At 62.1% G+C, this 18,426-nt stretch carries 11 protein-coding genes and 2 pseudogenes; 4 read left to right on the forward strand and 9 right to left on the reverse strand.

Annotated elements, in window-relative coordinates:
• Window positions 1-289: 289 nt before the first annotated feature.
• Window positions 290-553 (forward strand): transposase, encoded by a 264-nt coding sequence (locus LQV16_RS04260; protein WP_229992691.1) that lies wholly within the window; start codon window positions 290-292, stop codon window positions 551-553.
• A 113-nt stretch (window positions 554-666) separates the two neighbouring features.
• Here LQV16_RS04260 and LQV16_RS04265 read toward each other — a convergent pair whose 3' ends face one another.
• Together LQV16_RS04265 and LQV16_RS04270 are read right to left on the reverse strand one after the other, a co-directional pair.
• Window positions 667-1,209, reverse strand: a complete 543-nt coding sequence (locus LQV16_RS04265; RefSeq protein WP_229992692.1) for a hypothetical protein — start codon at window positions 1,207-1,209, stop codon at window positions 667-669.
• 54 nt (window positions 1,210-1,263) lie between these two features.
• Complete coding sequence (locus LQV16_RS04270; RefSeq protein WP_229992693.1) at window positions 1,264-2,937, reverse strand: sialate O-acetylesterase; 1,674 nt, start codon at window positions 2,935-2,937, stop codon at window positions 1,264-1,266.
• 249 nt (window positions 2,938-3,186) lie between these two features.
• Between LQV16_RS04270 and LQV16_RS04275 the strand changes: the two are divergent.
• Window positions 3,187-4,090, forward strand: a pseudogene (locus tag LQV16_RS04275) (transposase); the annotation flags it as partial.
• A gap of 213 nt (window positions 4,091-4,303) precedes the next feature.
• Here LQV16_RS04275 and LQV16_RS04280 read toward each other — a convergent pair.
• Together LQV16_RS04280 and LQV16_RS04285 are read right to left on the reverse strand one after the other, a co-directional pair.
• Entirely contained in the window at window positions 4,304-5,653 is a 1,350-nt protein-coding gene (locus LQV16_RS04280; protein WP_290369324.1) for a UDP-glucose/GDP-mannose dehydrogenase family protein, read from the reverse strand.
• A 424-nt stretch (window positions 5,654-6,077) separates the two neighbouring features.
• A complete protein-coding gene (locus LQV16_RS04285) occupies window positions 6,078-6,992 on the reverse strand; it encodes a hypothetical protein (RefSeq protein ID WP_229992694.1) in 915 nt (304 codons plus the stop codon).
• 585 nt (window positions 6,993-7,577) lie between these two features.
• On the opposite strand from LQV16_RS04285, the pseudogene LQV16_RS04290 reads away from it, so the two are divergent.
• Window positions 7,578-7,736: pseudogene (locus LQV16_RS04290) on the forward strand (IS481 family transposase); the annotation flags it as partial.
• Here LQV16_RS04290 and LQV16_RS04295 read toward each other — a convergent pair.
• Window positions 7,728-9,101, reverse strand: a complete 1,374-nt coding sequence (locus LQV16_RS04295) for an ATP-grasp fold amidoligase family protein (RefSeq protein WP_229992695.1) — start codon at window positions 9,099-9,101, stop codon at window positions 7,728-7,730. The pseudogene LQV16_RS04290 and the gene LQV16_RS04295 overlap by 9 nt on opposite strands.
• 266 nt (window positions 9,102-9,367) lie before the next feature.
• Between LQV16_RS04295 and LQV16_RS04300 the strand changes: the two genes are divergently transcribed.
• Entirely contained in the window at window positions 9,368-10,720 is a 1,353-nt protein-coding gene (locus LQV16_RS04300; protein WP_229992696.1) for a hypothetical protein, read from the forward strand.
• A gap of 91 nt (window positions 10,721-10,811) precedes the next feature.
• Here LQV16_RS04300 and LQV16_RS04305 read toward each other — a convergent pair whose 3' ends face one another.
• The 4 genes from LQV16_RS04305 to LQV16_RS04320 form a co-directional block, all read right to left on the reverse strand.
• Entirely contained in the window at window positions 10,812-11,927 is a 1,116-nt protein-coding gene (locus LQV16_RS04305) for a hypothetical protein (RefSeq protein ID WP_229992697.1), read from the reverse strand.
• Between the two features lie 47 nt (window positions 11,928-11,974).
• Window positions 11,975-14,989, reverse strand: coding sequence for a glycosyltransferase (locus LQV16_RS04310; protein WP_229992698.1), 3,015 nt, complete (start codon window positions 14,987-14,989; stop codon window positions 11,975-11,977).
• Window positions 14,990-15,217: 228 nt separating this feature from the next.
• Complete coding sequence (locus tag LQV16_RS04315; RefSeq protein WP_229992699.1) at window positions 15,218-16,129, reverse strand: hypothetical protein; 912 nt, start codon at window positions 16,127-16,129, stop codon at window positions 15,218-15,220.
• Window positions 16,126-18,420 (reverse strand): glycosyltransferase family A protein, encoded by a 2,295-nt coding sequence (locus LQV16_RS04320; RefSeq protein WP_229992700.1) that lies wholly within the window; start codon window positions 18,418-18,420, stop codon window positions 16,126-16,128. The genes LQV16_RS04315 and LQV16_RS04320 overlap by 4 nt, the downstream gene beginning before the upstream one ends.
• Window positions 18,421-18,426: the final 6 nt, after the last annotated feature.

Below are 18,426 nucleotides of genomic sequence, written 5' to 3' on the forward strand. Positions count from 1 at the left end.
CGGGGGCGGCGTTGGCGGGCCTGAACCCGGTCGATGATGTCCTTATCCGGACAGGCAGGCAAGGGCAGGAGCCTAAGGAGCCGGGGCCATCTGTTTCACAGCGTCCGTGGGTTGCCATTAGCAGCTCCCTTGGCCTGACGCCTTCTCGGGGGTGCGATGGCAGTGTCACATGTGAGGTTTGGGAGGTCGAATCAGGGCCCTACTGGGTTCGTTCTGGCCCGGTATCTGCGTGCTGCGGGCATCAACTGCGTCGTTGCGGCGTCCTCGAAACTGCTGCCCCGGGGACCGCGTGAAAACCGACCGCCGCGACGCCCGCGTGTTGGCCGAAATGCTCGCGGTCGGCTCGGTCACCGAGGTCCGCATCCCGGATCCGGACGAAGAAGCACTGCGGGACCTGTCACGGCTGCGCTCCGGCACGGCCGGGGACCTCGCGCACGCCCGCCAGCACTTTGACGAACCGGCACTGCAGTTCACCTACGACGCCGACGTCGAACAGGCCGGAACTGCTCACCGCGCACCCCAGATTCCCCGTGCCATCACGGAGGACCCCTAGAAACCGCCCAGGGGCCGCGGGCCTGCCGACAGTGAACATTCCCGCCGCCGGCGGGATAGTGGTCAGTGGCCGGAACGTCCCGATCCCCGTCGCTACGGGCAACAGCTGACCAGCTAGCCAGCAATGGATGAGGTGTTACCCAACGCGGGACAGTAGATGCTCAGGGCAAGGTTCTCGATTTCAAGCGAAGACCCCTCGAGCGGGGGCTTGTAGCCGTCGAAGCGCCGCTGGCAAGCCTCCGCAGCCCGACCGTAGAACGTCTCGGCCTGCTCGGGAGGGACGTTAGAGCTCAGGCCCGAGCCGTCCATTTTCTCGTGGAACAGGGCTTCCTTGTCAGCGGAATGCCACTGCTTTGCAAGCTCGATAATCTTCGCTGAGTCCGCGGGCGTCGCCTTCGTGTAGTCTCCGGTGAAGTGGACCTTGCCCTCGGCGAGTTGGTTGGGAATGGCGGTCGGCGGCAGTTGCCCCGGAGGCAGCGCCGCGTCCGGGACCACGGCCGAGTCCGTGGATTCGGCCGCGGTCCCCGGCGGCGGCGCTGACGCCGTCGTGGCAGCCGGGCTTTCCGGGGCCGAATTGGTGCCCTGAGACTGACCGGTGCATCCAGTAAGCCCAAAGAGGCCGATTAATGCTACAGCAGTGAGTAGTGAAACCTTCATGGTTGTTTCCCTGGTTCGTTGATCTGAAAACGCGAAGCGGCGTACGGCCGCGCGCTACCCCGCCACTTTAGTGCCAGTGGACTCTTTGGTGACCGTGGAGTAGCCGGTCTTGGAGCCTGTGACCTTGACGGTGATGGTCCTCCCCGCGTCACCAGTGCGGACCTTATAGGTGGAAGCTGTGGCATCACTGATCAGAACGTGCGAGCGGTACCAACGGTACGTCAGCGTCACCGGCGCAGGTCCCCAGGCGCCGGGCACGGCCGTCAGGGTGGACCCTAGCGCCGCGGTGCCCGTGATCTTGGGAATCGGCGTGGCGAGAGTGCCCTTGGCGATGGTAGCGGTGGCGGGGGACGTCTTGGAGGCCGTGTTGAAGGCAGTCTTGGAGCCAGTGACCTTCACGGTGATGGTCCTGCCCGCATCACCGGAGCGCAGCTTGTACGTGGCACTGCTGGCATCGCTGATCAACGTACCGGACCGGTACCACTTGTAAGTCAAGGTCACCGGCGCCGGGCCCCAGGTTCCGGGCACGGCGGTCAGGGTGGACCCGACCTTCCGGGTGCCGGCAATCGTCGGCGTGGGAGCCGCGAGGGTGCCCTTGACGATCGAAGCCGTGGCGGCAGATGTCTTGGAGACCGTCGGGTAGCCGGACTTGGAACCGGTGACCTTCACGGTGATCGTCGCACCCAGATCACCGGCGACAGGAGTGTAGGCGGCGCCGATGGCGCCGCTAATCGCGGTCCCCGAGCGGTACCACTGGTACGCCAGGGTCACCGGCGCCGGGCGCCAGCCGCCAGGCACCGCTGTCAGAATGGCCCCGACCTTCGCCGAACCTTGGATCGACGGCATCTGAGCGTTCAGGGAGCCGTTGTCGACGACGGCGGCGGCGGTGGCCTGCTGGTATCCGGATAGGTAGTTTTTGCCCAGGAATTCGACGCCGGTCCGGGAAAAGTGGATTATGTCGCCAGTATTCGTGCCGCCAGCCATGGCCGCGGCAAATCCGGTGTACGGAACCCGCGACGGGGTTTCCCGGTGCGATCTGTCGACGTTGAGCCGGACCGGATCTGCTGCGATTCCCTCAGGTGCCATTTGCCCCACCACGACGGGGAGGTTCGGGACCGCCAACTGGGACCGGAAGTAAGCAATGACTGTATCCAGCCTGGCATTGTAGCCGGAAGTGGTCAGCGTCGCGTTGTTTTCCCCCTGGTGCCAGAGGACGCCCTTGAGCTCAACCGTACGACCGGACGCCTTGGCCGCCGCGATGCCTTCGAGGGTCTGTTTTACCGCCAGCGCGGAAAGATCGAGTTCCGGGGCGGAGGCCGCGCCGGGAATCCACGTGAGGGTGGACGCGGCAGTGGTGAATCCCGTGCCGCCGTGCGCCGCCGGGATGAGCAGCACCCCGACGTTGCCGGGCTGGGTCTTCAAGTACTCACGGGCAAGAGTTGTGGCCGGCGAAAGCCCGGTCGCGATGTCGTGCATGTCCAGGGGCACACCCGCCTTCTGAAGCTCGCGGTCACTCGCGCCAAACTCAAAAATCCGAGGGTCCGCGGGGTCATCCGTGCTACCGGCGGGCAGGCCCCGCCCGGACATATTCGACTGCCCCGCCGCCAGGAACACATGCAGGACGGTGAGCGTCTCCGCTGCCCGCGCAGGCGCCACGCCCGCGAGCATCAGGGCAGTAACCGCCAGGCCGACCAGCAGCCCTCGAATCCCGCTCGCCAAATTCCTCATTACGGATCCCCATTCCGTCAATGGGCGGCGCACCACCCGAACCTGCAAAGACGCAGAACCCTTAACCCTAGCCCTAAAACACCCTGCCCTGTCCGCGGTTGACGGTCGAGTCGCCGATTAGTTCCTTTCTGCGGTGTCCCTGAGTCTAGATCGGTGACGGAAACCACCGGCACCTATATGCCCTGCTAGTCATTGCATTGGTGGTCGGCCTGATCTTCGGAGGGCGGCCGCCGCCGAGGTCAATACATCTCGACGGTGACCAGATGGGCGTCGACCAAAAACGAGGTTCTGGCCTTGCGCGGGCATCTGCTGTGTGAGCAAGTGACGCTGGTGGTGATGGAAGCCACCAGCGACTATTGGAAGCAGTTCTATTTCCTGCTGGAGGACGGGCTGAACGTGATGCTTACGAACGCCCAACAGGTAAGGAACATGCCCGGGCGCAAGACCGACGTCTCGGACGCGGCGTGGCTGGCCCAGCTCGGCGCGTTCGGACTCGTGCGTGCCTCGTTCGTGCCGCCCGAGCCCGTCCGTCAGCTCCGGGACCTGACACGCACGCGCACGATGTCCATCCGGCAGCGCGGCAGTGAGATCCAGCGCCTGGAGAAGCTGCTGGAAGACGCCGGGATCAAGCTGTGTTCCGTGGCCACGGATCTGACAGGTGTCTCCTCCAGGGCGATGCTGGGGACCCTCATTGAGGGCCAGGGGATCCGGCCGTACTGGCCGATCTTGCCGTCTACAGCCTGCGAACGAAGATTCCCGCCCTGACCGAAGCACTCAACGGAAGATTCAACGCCCACCATGCGTTCCTGGCCGGACTGCACCTGAACATCATTGACGGACACACCCTGGCCATAGAACAGCTCAGAGCCTGGACTGAAGCAGTCCTGGCACCCTTCGGCCCGGGACCTGCCGGTGTACTTCGGCGCCAAATACCGGCGCCTCGCGGCCAGACGGGGACCCATGAAAGCCCTTGTAGCCGTCGAACATGCAATACTTACCGCGGTCTGGAACATGCTCAGGACCGGGGAACTCTACAGGGCCCCGGACCCGACTACTACACCCGCCTGCAACCGGCCAAAACGCGGGCACGCGCAGCCAGCTCGAATCCATGGGTTTCACGGTCACCATCGAACCCACACAACAAACCGCCTGACCGACCCCTTGGGCGGCCCGATACATACTCGCCCACGCCGTCGCACACCATCCGCGGTCACCTTAATTTTCGTGGGAGCCTTGACACTGCAGTCACCAAAAAGACTCGCCAACACCCCCGTCACCGCGACCGGCGGGCATAGACGAACGTCCCCCGGAACCAAAACTCCAGGAGCCGTTCATCTATGCCTCTTGACAACCGAACCTACATAAATCAGTTGGCGGAAGCGGCCAGGTCCAGCAGTTCGCTCTTGTGGCCGAGCGAGACGATGTCCCAGCCGGCAGCGCTCCACTTGTCGTGGTCCAGGACGTTGCGTCCGTCGAAAATGCGCTTGCGCGAAACCGCAGCAGAGAGTTCCGCAGGATCGACGTTCACGAACTCGGTCCATTCCGTCAGCACCATGACCAGGTCGGCGTCAGCCGCTGCCGTGGCGAGCGAATCGACGTAGTTCAGGCGCGGGTACCGTTTGCCGGCGTTGGCGTTCGCAGCGGGGTCGTAGACGCTGACGTCCGCTCCGCTGTTGAAGAGCCTGGCCGCCACGTCGAGGGCCGGTGAATCGCGGACGTCGTCGCTGTTGGGCTTGAACGCGACGCCGAGGACGGCAATGCGCTTGCCCTCGAGCGAGCCGAGCAACGTTTCGGCAACGTGGACCGCACGGTCACGACGGCGGAGGTTTACTTCGTCGATTTCGTTCAGGAACCGCATGGTGCTGTCCAGGCCGAGCTCGGAGACCCGGGCCTGGAGCGCGCGGATGTCCTTGGGCAGGCAGCCGCCGCCGAAGCCGATGCCGGCGTTGAGGAAGCGGCGGCCGATCCGGGCGTCGAGGCCGATAGCATCCGCCAGGGTGCGGATGTTGCCGCCAACGGTCTCGGTGACCTCGGAGAAGGCGTTGATGAAGGAGATCTTGGTCGCAAGGAACGCGTTTGCAGCGACCTTGACCAGTTCCGCCGTCTCGAAGTCCGTGGCGATGAACGGGGTGTCGCGGCTGATGGCGTCGGCGTAGACCTCACGCAGGGTGGTCTCGGCAGCGTCGGAGTCAGAGCCGATAACCAGGCGGTCCGGACGCAGGGTGTCCTCCACGGCGAAGCCTTCCCGCAGGAACTCGGGGTTCCAGGCGAAGTTGACCTGAACGCCGTCGCGCGATTCTTCGGCGACGAGGCCCTTCAGGCGACGTGCTGAGCCAACCGGAACGGTGGACTTGCCGACGATCAGGGAGTCCTTCGTGGCGGCACGTGCAATCGCTGTCACGGACGCGTCAACGTAGGTCATGTCGGCAGCGTGCTCGCCGGCCCGCTGAGGGGTACCGACGGCAATGAAGTGCACGTCACCGAAGGCGCCGGCTTCTTCGAACGAGGTAGTGAAGCGCAGGCGGCCGGATTCTGTGTGCTTGCGCAGCAGTTCGGGCAGGCCAGGTTCGTGGATGGGTAGTTCGCCTCGGCTGAGGCTATCGATCTTCTCTTTGTCGACGTCGACACCCAGAACTTCGAATCCGAGTTCCGCCATGCATGCCGCATGGGTCGCGCCGAGGTATCCCGTACCGATCACGGTTAGTCGTAGTGTCACTAGTCCCCCAGTAGCCGCAGTTGATTTCTTTGCCTTGGGCGCCAAACAGCGCAACCAAACGCGTCCACTATATAACTGTTGCTCGCGATATCCGATTTCAGTTCGCCACCGTGACCAACGTCATCCCTCTACAACTGGTGTCGCGCACTTGAAGGCCGGATGTCTTGAGTACTGACGCATGATGCTCGCGGGTCTCGATTCCCAAATGGCCGCGGACATTGACTTTCCGACGACAGAGCAAGGCCTGCTGACGACGAGCGGCGCCGGGCTGGGCGGTGGAAGCGCTGGTCCGCTTAGCGGCTCCCAAGCCCGACAGGACGTCAATCCACGTCCACGGTGCCGCTGGATCATCACGGAACGACCAATCACGGAACGATGGACTTCGGGCCCTAATCAGCTTGCTCTGATGTGCTGAGCCCAGAGGCTATACGTAGAGGACGCTACTTATGTCGCAATAGTTCGATCTTCTGTTGATGTTGTGACCCCAGAACCCACCGCCATTCTTGTGGTGGGTCTCGGTAAGTTCGCCGTAGAAGCCCTCTAGCAGATCGTTGAAAGTCGGAATCACGTCGACGGAACGGAGCCCTGCGAAGAAATCAGCCTTTTTCTCCTGAGGATTCAACCAATTACCGCCGCGCCCCTGATCCACCTGTCCCACGGAGAGCTCGTATTGACGCCTCTGCGCGGCCCTCTCCAAGGACATTTCTTGATCCACACTTCTCAGATGGAGCAAACCCAAAGACGTCTCGTACGCAAAGTCCTCGCGAGATCGGTGCAGCCCAGCACCGAATTCACTGCGGGCCTTCCAGATTACGGGCTTTGTGTACCCGGAGGCGAAGAATCCGTAGCCGCGCTGCAATTCAATGTCCTGAGACGGATCAAAAGGCGCCTCTTTCTCCGTGTGCTGGACAATTTCGAAGCCGATTGGCGCGGTTATCCCGTCCAAGGACTGCAGCTTGGGCAACACTTCATCGGCGCCGATCCCCAAGCCGACGAGCAATTCGTCGCAGTCCGTTGCTACGACGATGTCATAGCAGTGCAACAACATCTTGGCAAAGCCGGACATCGCCATCGCCTTGAAGTCGTCGTCAAAGGGCACTGGGGGGATACTGACAAAATTGAGGTTTACACCGTTGTAGCCGGGGCTATTGGCCAGAGACTCCGACAGCGATGGGCTGGAGGCGTGGTCGATCACGTAAAAGGCCGCTTCTGGACAGATGCGAAGCCCGTTTTTTACCCACGCCTCAAGCAGGATGGTCTCATCCCGTGCCATCGTAAGGAAGGCAATGGGAGCCTGGCGGCTTCTCGCCGGCCAAAACTCAAGGCGAAAATCCGCCATTCTAAACTCCACTCGATAGTGATCCAGGCAGATGCTGAATAAGATCAACGACAGTCGCCCTCGCTTCTGAGGGTGTGCGCGGTCGAGGCCCCCAACAGCATAGAACAACTCAAGTGGCTTCCGTACTTTCGCCGTCGCCTCGGGCTGCAGCACCCGTGCGTCGTCGCGCGCCCGCTTTGCAGCGACCGGTGTGAAGGGCTTCCTGGCGCCGTGATGGGCAATCGATTCGTTGAGATAGGCTGAATCGCCCTATTAATGTCCGAGGCTGCGAAGCAGAGGGGTGAGCGGCCACACGGAGCGCGATGCGTTTAGAACCAGGACGACGGCTCAAATCCAGTATGACCAGGATGAAGGAGCCGCAGTGAAGGAATCGGCTCGATTTCGTAGAATCCGACGCACAGTTCGAGGCCGGCGGTACGGCCGTGCTGATCGAGAGGATTCCACCAAGATTAATGGGTCTGAGTCGGGAGTCCATCAAGCGGCGGTCGGTCCCTCTCCTCAAGTACCGAGCAGTGCAACACAAACTAGTCATCGCCAGGATCGCCAGGTGCGCAGCCCAGCCCAGCCCCGCCCAAGCCGGAAGGCTGGGCCTACCGGCAGCCGTTCACATCCAATCAGGCCCGCGCTGATGCCCTGCAGCCATGGCTAGACGTCTACCACATCCACCGGCCCCACAGCAGCCTCGGAGGCAACCCACAAATCAGCAGGTGCAACCAAACTACTGACTGTGTACATCTAGGCTGACGCGTGCGCCGCCTCATATCCGGCCACAACCCGCCGGGCATGTTCGTAACCTCCGTCTGCCAAGGCCTTGAGAGTTTCCAGCGCGGACTGGTCACCCGAACTCAACCGCACCTCCGCCGCCCGCGAGGTGTGCCACGGGTTGCCCGCTGATCGCTCATCATGGAAGGCGGTTGCGGCTTCCTCAAACTCAGCCAATCGCCGCGTTCCATAGAAGTGCTTACCGCCGCGTCGGACGGCGGCCTGAATGTTAAATGCCTGGCTGCCATCGCCGCTGAGGTGGCCGATGACGTAGGCCGCCAGGCTAAAGACGGCCTTTGTAGAATCCTGCACCAGCAGAGCGGGCAGGAGTTGTGCATAGCGGGCATCGCCCTGTGACGCGCCGCCGGAGAGCCTCGCCACGAGGTGCTCGTCGGCCACTATCGTCGCGTTCGGCGACAGATCCTGCCGGAACTTGTCGAGGTCGATATCAAACCCGGACAAGGCTGCAGCACGACCAGTCAACATGGCAGCATCGAGGGCCCGGATGATGCGTTCGCTGTAGCGGAGCATGCCTGTGTCGTCGCCGCCGGAGGCGAAGGTGAACTCGCCGAAGACGGGACCGTTGGGCCCGTCGTAACAATCCACCTTAACAAACCGGGTTTCGAGGTTCAGCGACAATGTCGACGCCATTTCCAGCATCGCCCCCGCGAACCGTGGGAGGACGTGCTGCTCCGGCAGCCATCGATTCTCATCAATCGAATAGTCCTTCCCGAGCTCGAGCGGGATAAATGCCCCGTCGAACAGGGCAACCCGCGGCGGGGACACATTCCGGTCGATTTGGGTGATGTGGCTGACCTGTCCCCGGAAGGCATAGATCTTATAGTCCAACGGAACGGGCTTGCCTGCCGGCAATGACGGAATGCATTCCTCAGCGAGCCAGTAATCAGGCGCGGCACCCACTGCCTTGATGTCGGCGGCAGCGAGGACCTTCATCCTCAACAGGTCGAGGTAGGAGCCTTCGCCGAGCTTCTCAAGCACGTAGACACCGGAAGCCGAATGGCGGTTCGGCTGCTTGATCACGAGCCTGTCCCCGAACAGCTCCCCCGCTGCCAAGGCCTCGGCCGCGCTGCTTGTCCGCGCATACCGCGGGACGGCATATCCGGCCTGCTCAACGTACTTGTAGGCCGTTTCCTTGTCGTCCAGTTCCCACGGTACGGGATCCAGCCCAGGATCGTTTCGCTGGTTGAACCTCTGGCGCATCAGCCCCAGGAACGAAATCCCGTCCATGTGCAGTTCCTTCCCTAACTCTTCGCGCGTGGGCGGACATTGTTTGCCGACCGCCGTTCGGTGGAGTGTCAACCGGCACTCTGCGCTGAGTGCGGTCATCATAATCTCCCCGCGATCTAGCGGTGGCGGAGCACCCAATCGGAGTTCTTGACGGAATTGACCCATCAGAGTGTCGGCGTGATCTCATCGCATATCCTACGCTGGCGGCGGACATGCTGCGTACGCTCCCGGCGGGGACAGCCGGGAAGGCCCTGGAGGCCCAGCATCTGAAGGCATACTGGCCTCGACCACGGCCCGCGACACCCGGCGAGTAGCGCGCCCTTGGTGTGGAAGAATCGAGTCCAGAAAACAGTGATGAGGGAAAAATGCTCAAAGGCTACGTCGATTCAATCTCACCGAACAAGCGGTCGCTCACTGGCTGGGTTCAAGTAGGAGAGGGCGGTGAAGACCCGGATCTCTGGCTCGATCTCGACGGCGAACAGGTTGGAAAAGCTGTCTTCGGTGCCGAACGCGCGGACGTCCGTTCCGCTCTGGGGCTGGCCAACAAGTCCTTCACCCTGACTCTCGAGACACCTGTCCAGAGTCAGAACGTCCTGGCGAAGGCTCACCAAGTAGCTGCGGTGGCCGACGGCGTGAGGAGTTTCATTCCGCTGGGTGGCAGCGCCTACCACCAGATGCTGGCAGATTTCGTCCGGGCCTCGGCCGCCAACGTCAGGGGTGCGCGCGAGGTGATACTTGATGCCCTCGAAGTCAACGAACTCAAGCTCTCAAAGCACTTCGCGGAAGTGAGGGAGTCGTCGGAGGCAGGCGAACTCTCCTACCTTGGATTTCCGGTCGGGTTGCGGTCCAGTGACGACGTCGGACAGATTGGCAAGGACGGCCACCTATTCCTGACGGGCGGCAGCAACGCGCTGCGAGACCAGTACAGGGCGCCCGAAGACGCGGCGGAGGAGGCCCTGCTGGAAAAAAGGGCCACTATGTGGGCCTCGGCGATCCGCACCAACAGCGAGGTGCTGGACGATCTGGGAATCCCGTTCCTTCAGGTCGTCATACCCGAGAAGTTGACGGCCCTGCGGCACCTCGCCCCGCTGGCAATAACTGGCCCGACCCCGCTGTACCGTCGCCTCGATGAACTCATGGCGAATGAGCCCAACTACGTGAGTTTCCTGAGCATGTTCGAGGGCTGGTCGGGTGATATCGGAGCTTGGCAGCGGAACGACACTCATTGTTCCCCGGCCGGCACGTTGGCAATGGCACGTGCACTTCTGGATCGGCTCCCCGGCTGCGATCCAGCCATTCTTGACGGAGTCGAACTGACGGGAACCATATACCGCAACGGCGATCTGGCGCCGAAGTTCTTCGATATCCCGCTCTGGGACAAGCAGCAAATTCCTGCCCCTGGAACACTGGGTGATCCAGAAATCGAACTCGCGTTCTCTCATAGTCCGGGAAATTTCGTCGGCTCGCACAACGTCTGGACTAACGAGAGCGCGCCGATCAAGAAAAAGGTGGTTGTCTTTGGCAACTCATTCTTCGGTAGCGTGACGAGCCCAACCCGGTTGAGCTGGTGGTTCGCCCGTCTCTTCAGCGAATACCACCTGAAGTGGGAAAACACCGTCGACATGGACTACGTGCGGGACGTCCGTCCTGACTATGTCATCGCGCAGTCAATCGAGCGGTTCCTGGTACGGCCACCGAGGATCCCAGGCACGAGCTAGCGGCATAACCGAAGACCCCGGCAGATTCAGTCTGCCGGGGTCTTCGGTTACCGTCGCGAAAGACGTAAGTCCTCTCGTGCTGCCCCAGGGCTTACTTCTGGCTTCCGGCAAGTCGTTGGGTTGCCCGGAGCCAGTTCCGCACGTAGTGTCCGACCAGGTTCTGCTGCCGCGAATGCGCACTCGCCTCTGCTCCTTCCAGCGTCGAAGGCGCCGCCGGGCGTTCGTCCAATGTCAACAACACTTCCTGAAGAGCAGTCGACAGCGTGAATCTCGACAGGTCCCCGGACTTCAACTCGACCGCAAAGTCGGTCGCTGCTTCAATGCCGCTGGCCAGTTCGGTTGCGATATCTTCCGGACTCTTGACTGCGAAGCCCCTGCCCGAAAAGTTATGGAATTCCGCCACGGCAAAGTTTTCAGCATCCAGCCAGCCAGGGCCACCGAACTTGTCGTAGCAATATACCGGCACACCGGCCAGCATCGCGTACTGTACCGTCTTGCCAATTGTCACCACCCCGTCCAGCGCAGCAAGCGTCTCGGGCGTGACGCGGGCGGCGACCGAGTTGGCCACATCGCCACTGCCAATGGGCAAAAAATCCACTCCGGCCGGCGGGTCTTCCAGCACCTTACCCAGCTCGCCAGGGACATGGTTAGAAACGACGCCGATCAACTGCTTCCTGCCCCGGCTCGGCTTGCCCGCCGCTCCGAAGGCATCAGGGGCGGGGTTGGCAAATACCTTCATCCGGGCCGGGTCAAACGCCTCTGCCGCCCCGTCTGCGAGATGCGCCTCCAAGGTCTCTGCAGAGTTGTAGACGTGCAAGCCCGCAAGCTTGGCCTCCACGACTGCTGACCACGACGATTCCAGAGGGTGGGCAGACGACATGTGATTGAACACAAACGCCGTCACGCCCGGATTCTGGAGGAGCCACTGAGGGACGATCTGGTGATGGATCCATGCCAGTTGCGGCGGATCGCTCTCTAGCACCTTTGAAAGCTGGTCGTCGTCGATGTCGAAGTAGGAAATATTGGCGCGGTCGGTCAAATGCGACAGTACCGGCCTGCCAGCGCTCCATGTTCCGATGGTTACCTTGGAGCCCGCAGCAGCAAAATGCTCCGCGAGCTCCAAAGTGACCATTTCCGAACCGCCGTAACTTACCAAGTGAGCTTGGGAAATAAAGACGTGGGAAAGCGGCGATGTGCTGTTATTCATGTGCGGGTCTCTCAGTTGGTTCCCGTTGCCTTGGCGAACAGTCGTATCTACAGGGCAGGCGTGCTGTCGTTGTCGGCACCATCCGACACTGATTTCCGGTGCGCCCGGGCTGCCTCCAGCAGGGTCTCGGCACGCTTGTCAAAGTTGTGTTCGTCGCGGATCATCTGGCTGATAGCAGCCATCTCCGAATCATCGGGGAAGCCGCTCGGATCAGCCAGAATTTCGGCAAGCTGCTCGAGCGAAGCATATGTCCGGACGGCGCCCTTGAAGATCTCGTCGATACCGTCCACGTCGTCACTGATCACCCTCGCACCGGAGGCCACGGCATCGTAGAGGCGGTTGTTGGCGAAGCCCCACCTTGCCATGTCTTCAAAATGATCGTTGAGGACAATTGTGGACGAGTTGTAGACAGCAGCAAGGTCATCGTTGTCGATGAAATCGGCCACCACCAATTCTGCCGGGATGAACTGCTCCCACCGGGGGCCCCACACACTGACATTTTGGCCAAGGCCAACACAATCGGCGACGATCTTGCGCCCAATTGGTTTTCGCGGGCCCCCCACGAAAGTCAGGTCGAACTGGGGGCTTCCCTCAGTCGCCGCCGTCGGGTGGAATCGCTTCGGATTCGTGGCCTGAGGCAGGTAATGGGCTTCGATCCCCCACTCGCTGCGGACATACTCGCACCAGATTCCGGACGCCCCGAAAATGAGGTCGAACTCAAGGAGTTCTTCTTTGGCAATCAAGTCCGGCCGGCTGATCGCCCACAGGATATTTGTCTTTCCTGGCTGAGGATCGCAGCGGTGCAGGCCGCGAATGACCACCACAACATCGTCCAGGTGATTGGAGGGCCGCGCGAGGGCTGCGGCCCTGTCGACCACAACCTCCTGGCCGCGGGCAGTGAGTGCCTCTGCAAGGTCCGCCGCATACGGAACGTCGCCCCAGCGGTCTCCGCCGACACTGAACTCAGCGCCGATCTTGATCGCCCATCGCAGACGCTCCGCCGGATCCGACCCGGAGGTCTGCCTGACGACTACCGGCGCCGCAGGCTGGAGCCTCGGGTTTCGTGGCGCAGTGAACGCAACGACGTCCAGGCCAATGTCACGGTAGTGGGCTTCAACCGGCCGCGCAGGCTCCTTGGATGCACTCAGCCAATCCGCATCCGCGGCGGACAAGGAAGGGTGCTCCGCATAAGCATCCGCCGAATGGTCTACTGCGACCGCTGCGCCCTCCACGACGAACTCCCCTGCCCCGGAGTTGCCGAGCCTCCGCAGAAAATCGGTCACTGCCGCTTCGCCGGCAAAGATCGTATTGAATCGTCCTAGCCGTTCGAACGCCTCCCTTCGCACCACAAAGGCGGCTGGTGCCAACTCGTCAACCACCCTGCCGCCGTGGCGCCGGGCATCGGCAATGTTCAAGCCCCGGAACAAGGGGACGGCGAGGCTGTTGCGGTGCGCAACAGCGCCAGCGGAGACGACGACTCCAGCGGGATCGGTCAACAGGGGCTGTGCCGCAACGACGGATGGATGGTCAAGCTGTTCCAGGAGCTTGTCTAGGGCACCGGCGCGAAATTCGACATTTTCCTTGGCGAACAGTAGGTTCGCTCCGTCAGCGTGGACGGAACCAATGTTGTAGGCGATCGCTTCCGTGTAGCGTCGCGGCAGCTTGATGTATTTTAAGCCGGACAGGCCAGCGAGAGCGGCCCGCAGGCGCAGCGAAGTGCGGAAGCCCTGGACCTCGTCGAGCACAACCAGTTCGACCAAGTCGGCGTCGACAGTTTCCTGGATCCGGCGAACATTCCGGATCGCCTGGTCGATGTTCTCCGTGATGCGCATTATTACCGACAGGGAAGGAACCCTCACCCGTTCCGGAACAGAATCAGGAACAAACCGCCCTTGAACGTTCTTGCCCAGTACCGCGTATTCCCAGTTCCCGGACTCCTTGCGGGTGATTCTGTCATCGTTGTCGTCGTCTACGTAATCGCAACCGATAAAGGGGAAGTACTCGATGCTGGTCGTCTCGGTAATCCGAAGGACGAGGTCATAGTCAACCCAGCGGCGCAGAGAGTTGTCGAAACCGCCCAACTCCCGGATAAAGGACGTCCGCACCACGAGAACATTGAGATCCACGTAGTTGCGCACCAAGAGTTGATCAGCCGTGATGGGTTGGCCGGTGAATTCCAGCCGGCCGTTCAGCATGCGTACGGCAGAGTAGCCCGCCTGGCCGCCGCTGGCAATGAGCCCGGCATGCATGTTCCTAAGAAAATCCGGTCGCCAGGTGTTGTCGGAATCCAGGAAGGCCAAGAAATCTCCCCGGGCCTCCTCGATACCCCGGTTTCGGGCTGCGCAGACTCCCAGGTGATCCGCCTCAATCAAGCGGATTCGGCTGTCCAGAAGTGCGTACGCGCGCACGACGTCCCGCGTCCCATCGGTACTGCCGTCGTCGACTACGATGAGTTCCCACGCCTTGAGGCTCTGCTGGCGTACCGACTCGATGGCATCCAGAATCGCAGTTTCCCGGTTCCAAGCAGGCATGACGATGCTCACTACCGGTGCCGACCCATTTGACGCCAAAGGTACATGTTTGACGCTCTGAAGCCATTCCTTCTCCGTCACTTCGGACCACGTAGGGAGGCGCAGCGGTTTCTTGCCAACCTCGTAAGTCTTGGCCGTCAGGGCGTGGGCAATAACGATCGCCCTTACTGCCGGCCAAGCCGGGGCTGAGCCGGGCAGCTTGTCTGGAACGGGCAGGGCTCGTGCCTTACCGGGACGGTACCGTGACAGCAGCACGGAACCCGCTGTGCCAGATTCGTCGAGTCCAGCGGGGTCAAAAAGCCAAGACCACGGGTGCTCGCGCGACTCCGGGCTCCGCAGGTAGGCCAGCAGGGACTCGACATCGCCGGTCTTGTAACGGTCCCGAACGGGCGCCGGAAACATCCCAAGATCAAACAATGGATGGAAGCTAAGTCCAGCCTTCATGCCATATTGAACGAAGTGACGTGCAGCCGCCGTCTTCGAGACGAAGTCCCTCCCGCACTCTGCGGCGTAGTACTCGGCGTCGAACACTTCCGTTTTGATCAGCCGCAGGCTGCGGGCTGAAATGGGGTCAAGGACTTGGCTCGAGGCGTTCATTAGTCACGTTTCCTTAGTCTGTTGCAAACTTAGCTGGCGTGCCGTCCGGCGGCAGCATCATCAATCTGGCTCCAACTCGCCGCCCGTGATCCGGACAGCGAGCCGTCGTCAGCCGGCCTCATCGACGCTGACCACGGTTATTGCGGGGCTTCTACGCGAATCTCATTTCCCGTCGTCGGCGAGGACCCCGAGCTCCTCACCGAAGAACGCCTTGTGCGCATCCCGGACGTTACTGCGGAAGCGTCCGCGGGACGGCGGTTCGTGCCCTTCCTGAAGCTCCTGCGGCACGAAGTTAATGCGGCCGGATTCGTCCAGTCCGCCCAGGACGGGATCCACGCCGCGCGCTTCGGCGAAGGGGGTGTAGTGCTTCTCGAAGTGCGAGGCATCAAGGGTGTTCTGCACATACCAGACGAAGTTCCGGTCCCGCGTGTTTGAGTAGAGGTGCCGAAGGTCCAGCCGCATGCGGTTGTTCTCTTCCATGCTGTCGTAGCTCTCGAACTCGGGAAAGCAGACCCTGGAGAAGGTCCGAACGGCCTGCCGCTCGTAGTCCCCCACTCGGGTTTGCGGCGAGAAGCAAACAGCCAGGGAACCGCTGATCTGCCGGGAGATGGCCAATGATGCGAAGCCGCCGCCGCTGGAGCCGGTCAGCAGGATTCGCTCGTATCCTGCGACCGCTGCAATCTCTTTGATCAGCTCTGCCACGTCCGAGGTTAGGTCCTGTGCTTCATTGCCGACGTACCACGCCAGCGGAATGCTGCTGCTGAGGTTCAGGCTGGAATCTGCGATAAAGAGCTGGGCGGCGTCAATGGATGCCAGCGACTTCCGCCATTCAAAGCGCGGGAGCTGGTACTTGGACCGCTGCAGTGAGCCGTGGAAAGTGACGATCAGAGTCTTCGACACTCTGGGCGCGTACAGTGCCACGATATCGAGCGGACCGCCGGAAGCAGCCGGGACCACGAATTCATACGGCTCCGCCGCATTGTGGTCAATCTCGCTGGCCGAGGCGATGCGGCGGATCTCTACATTGTTCCGCTCATCCCAAGCCGTTTCCTGGGTGGTGTTTTGCAAATTCACGGAGCCTCTCCTGCTTCAAAAGCGCCCACATTGGAGCCTGTCAGTGCCAGCGGAGCTTCCTCCGCCGGGGTGTCGGGAATTGTCAGCGTGTCCGGCTGCGCCACGTGGTCGCCGATGGACTTTTGTCCGTGCCCGGACTGCGTGATGATCCGCAGTGTCCGTTCATTGAGCGGAATCCACCGTATGGGGCCGCCAAACACGGCCAACAGGTTGCGTTCCACAGTCCCGACCTCGTACTTGTGTTCATCCGTTTCCCAGTTATAGGGCGGCTCGTCTGTCCACACAGACACTCGTTCCGCCGCATGCCCGCTGCGCAACTCGCGGCTGTACTGGAACGCGGTGGGATCGTAGACGTTGACCGCGGCAGACTGCACACGGTCCGTAACCTCCACCCGGACAAGACGCCCGTCATGGAAAGCCTCCATGACCTCGTCAGAGAATGACCGGTCGATGGCGGCCGTGTGAAGAATGCTCGGGTAGTGCATGAGTCCAACCCGCTGCCCCTTTCCGACCGCAGACGCCAGATGTTCCAGCATCAGCACGCCCACGAGGGAATCAGCGCCGAAATCGCCGACAAGCAGGATATCAAGTTCCAGGTCCTGCTGCTTCGCACCCGCCGGCAGGAACCGGGACGGTGCCGGGAACACCCGCTCGGCAAGCGGGAAGTCCAGGTAGCCGGAGTGTTCGCCCGCCTTGATCCTCTTGTGCCAGTGCTCGTAAGAGTCACGGTAGGACACGCGGTCCGGCGACCTGTAGCCGAGGCGGAAATCTTCCATGGAAAGGTTCGAGGCGCCGACGAGGGACAGCGTCAAGGGCGCCTCGCTTACCTCGAAGGGCTCCTCGCTATTGACGAGGGCCTGGTAGCGGAGAATGAACTCCGTGTCGGCGGCTTTGCGGACGGAATCCCAGTGACCCAAGTGCTCCCGGATGGTGGGAGTGTGGAACATTGTGGATACGTGGGCCGGCGTGATGAAGGCTCCGCGCCATCCGCGGTAGTGGAAGAAAAGGTCTTCGTCCGCGCGCGTCCAGGGAGCGGACACGAGTCTTCCGTCGGTCTGCTCCTGTGACCCCCGGACCAAGAGGGCGATCTTCTGCGGGTGCTGCCAGTCGTCGCCGTCGAAAATCGTCATGAACTCGCCCTGGGCCATGGAGTAGCCAATATTGCGCGACGTGTAGGCACCTGCGTTGGGCTCGTTGAGCACCACCTTGATGCGCCCGTCCACTGCCGGCCATTTGTTGAGCCGTTCGGCCGCATCCCCGCCGGAACCGTCGTCAACGATGATGATTTCGATGTTGCGGTAGCTCTGGTCGACGGCCGACTGAATCGCGAGATCCGTGTACTCGTCCGGCTTGTAGACGGGCATGACAATGCTGACGAGAGGTCCGTCCGTGACCGGTGCCGGCGCTTCCGCCTGCAGGCGGAGGAAGGCCGGGGCGGTACCTTCGGCCAGCGAAAGCCGGGACAGCCCCGCCAGCTGGTAGATGTCGTTGATTTCGGCGAGCCACTCGTCGACATCGACTGAATTGTCCTTGAACGGGTTGGCTGCGTTGGCCCGGTAGAGGTGGAGGTCGTTGGAGTTCATTTCGTCGGCCTTGTAGAGGCCCTGAAGCCGAATTACTTCCTCCCCCTGCCCGGTCCGGGCTAAGGCGTCAAGGAAGAACTCCCCGCGCCGCTTTTCCCGGAACGGCTTGGCTCCGAGTCGCTGAAAGACGTACTTGTACAGCGTGGCTGCGTTGAGGATGTCGTCCTGGAGGATGTTCTGCCGGAAGCAGAGGTCGCCCAAGTGCAGCAGCACGGAGCGCGGTGTCTTGTCCAGGACGGGCTTTACGCTGCGACGGGTCTTCCCCCCGATCCGGTACATTTCCAGGGCTACGGCCATGTCCCGCCAGCCCCATTGGCCGGTGGTTGCCGTGGCGACCAAGATATCGCGGCCGTCAACGGAACGCAGCTTGGTGAGGCGCTGGGCAAGCCGCGCCTCCGGGATGCGGGAGCGTGCACCCCACTCGACAAGGGCACCGGGGCGTGTGTCCTGCTGAACCGGAGCGGGCTTTGCCAGTGCGGCAGATGCCCGCTTCGCCGCCCGCCGGGACGCCTTCAGCAGACGGTCCACGTAGAGCGCGCCGACGGCCAGCGCGGCCGCGAAGACCAGCACCAGCAGGCCTAGGAGCCACGGGTTGCGTGCGTATGCAGCCACCACTACCAAGGCAAGGAGGACGGCGAACGCGGCGGCGGCCACCTTTTTCTTCGGGGACAGCCGCGCAATTCTGCGGAGAGCTTGTTGAAATTTCATTCCCTG

Origin of the sequence: Arthrobacter sp. Bi26 (genome assembly GCF_918697925.1) — a bacterium.
GTDB lineage: Bacteria > Actinomycetota > Actinomycetes > Actinomycetales > Micrococcaceae > Arthrobacter.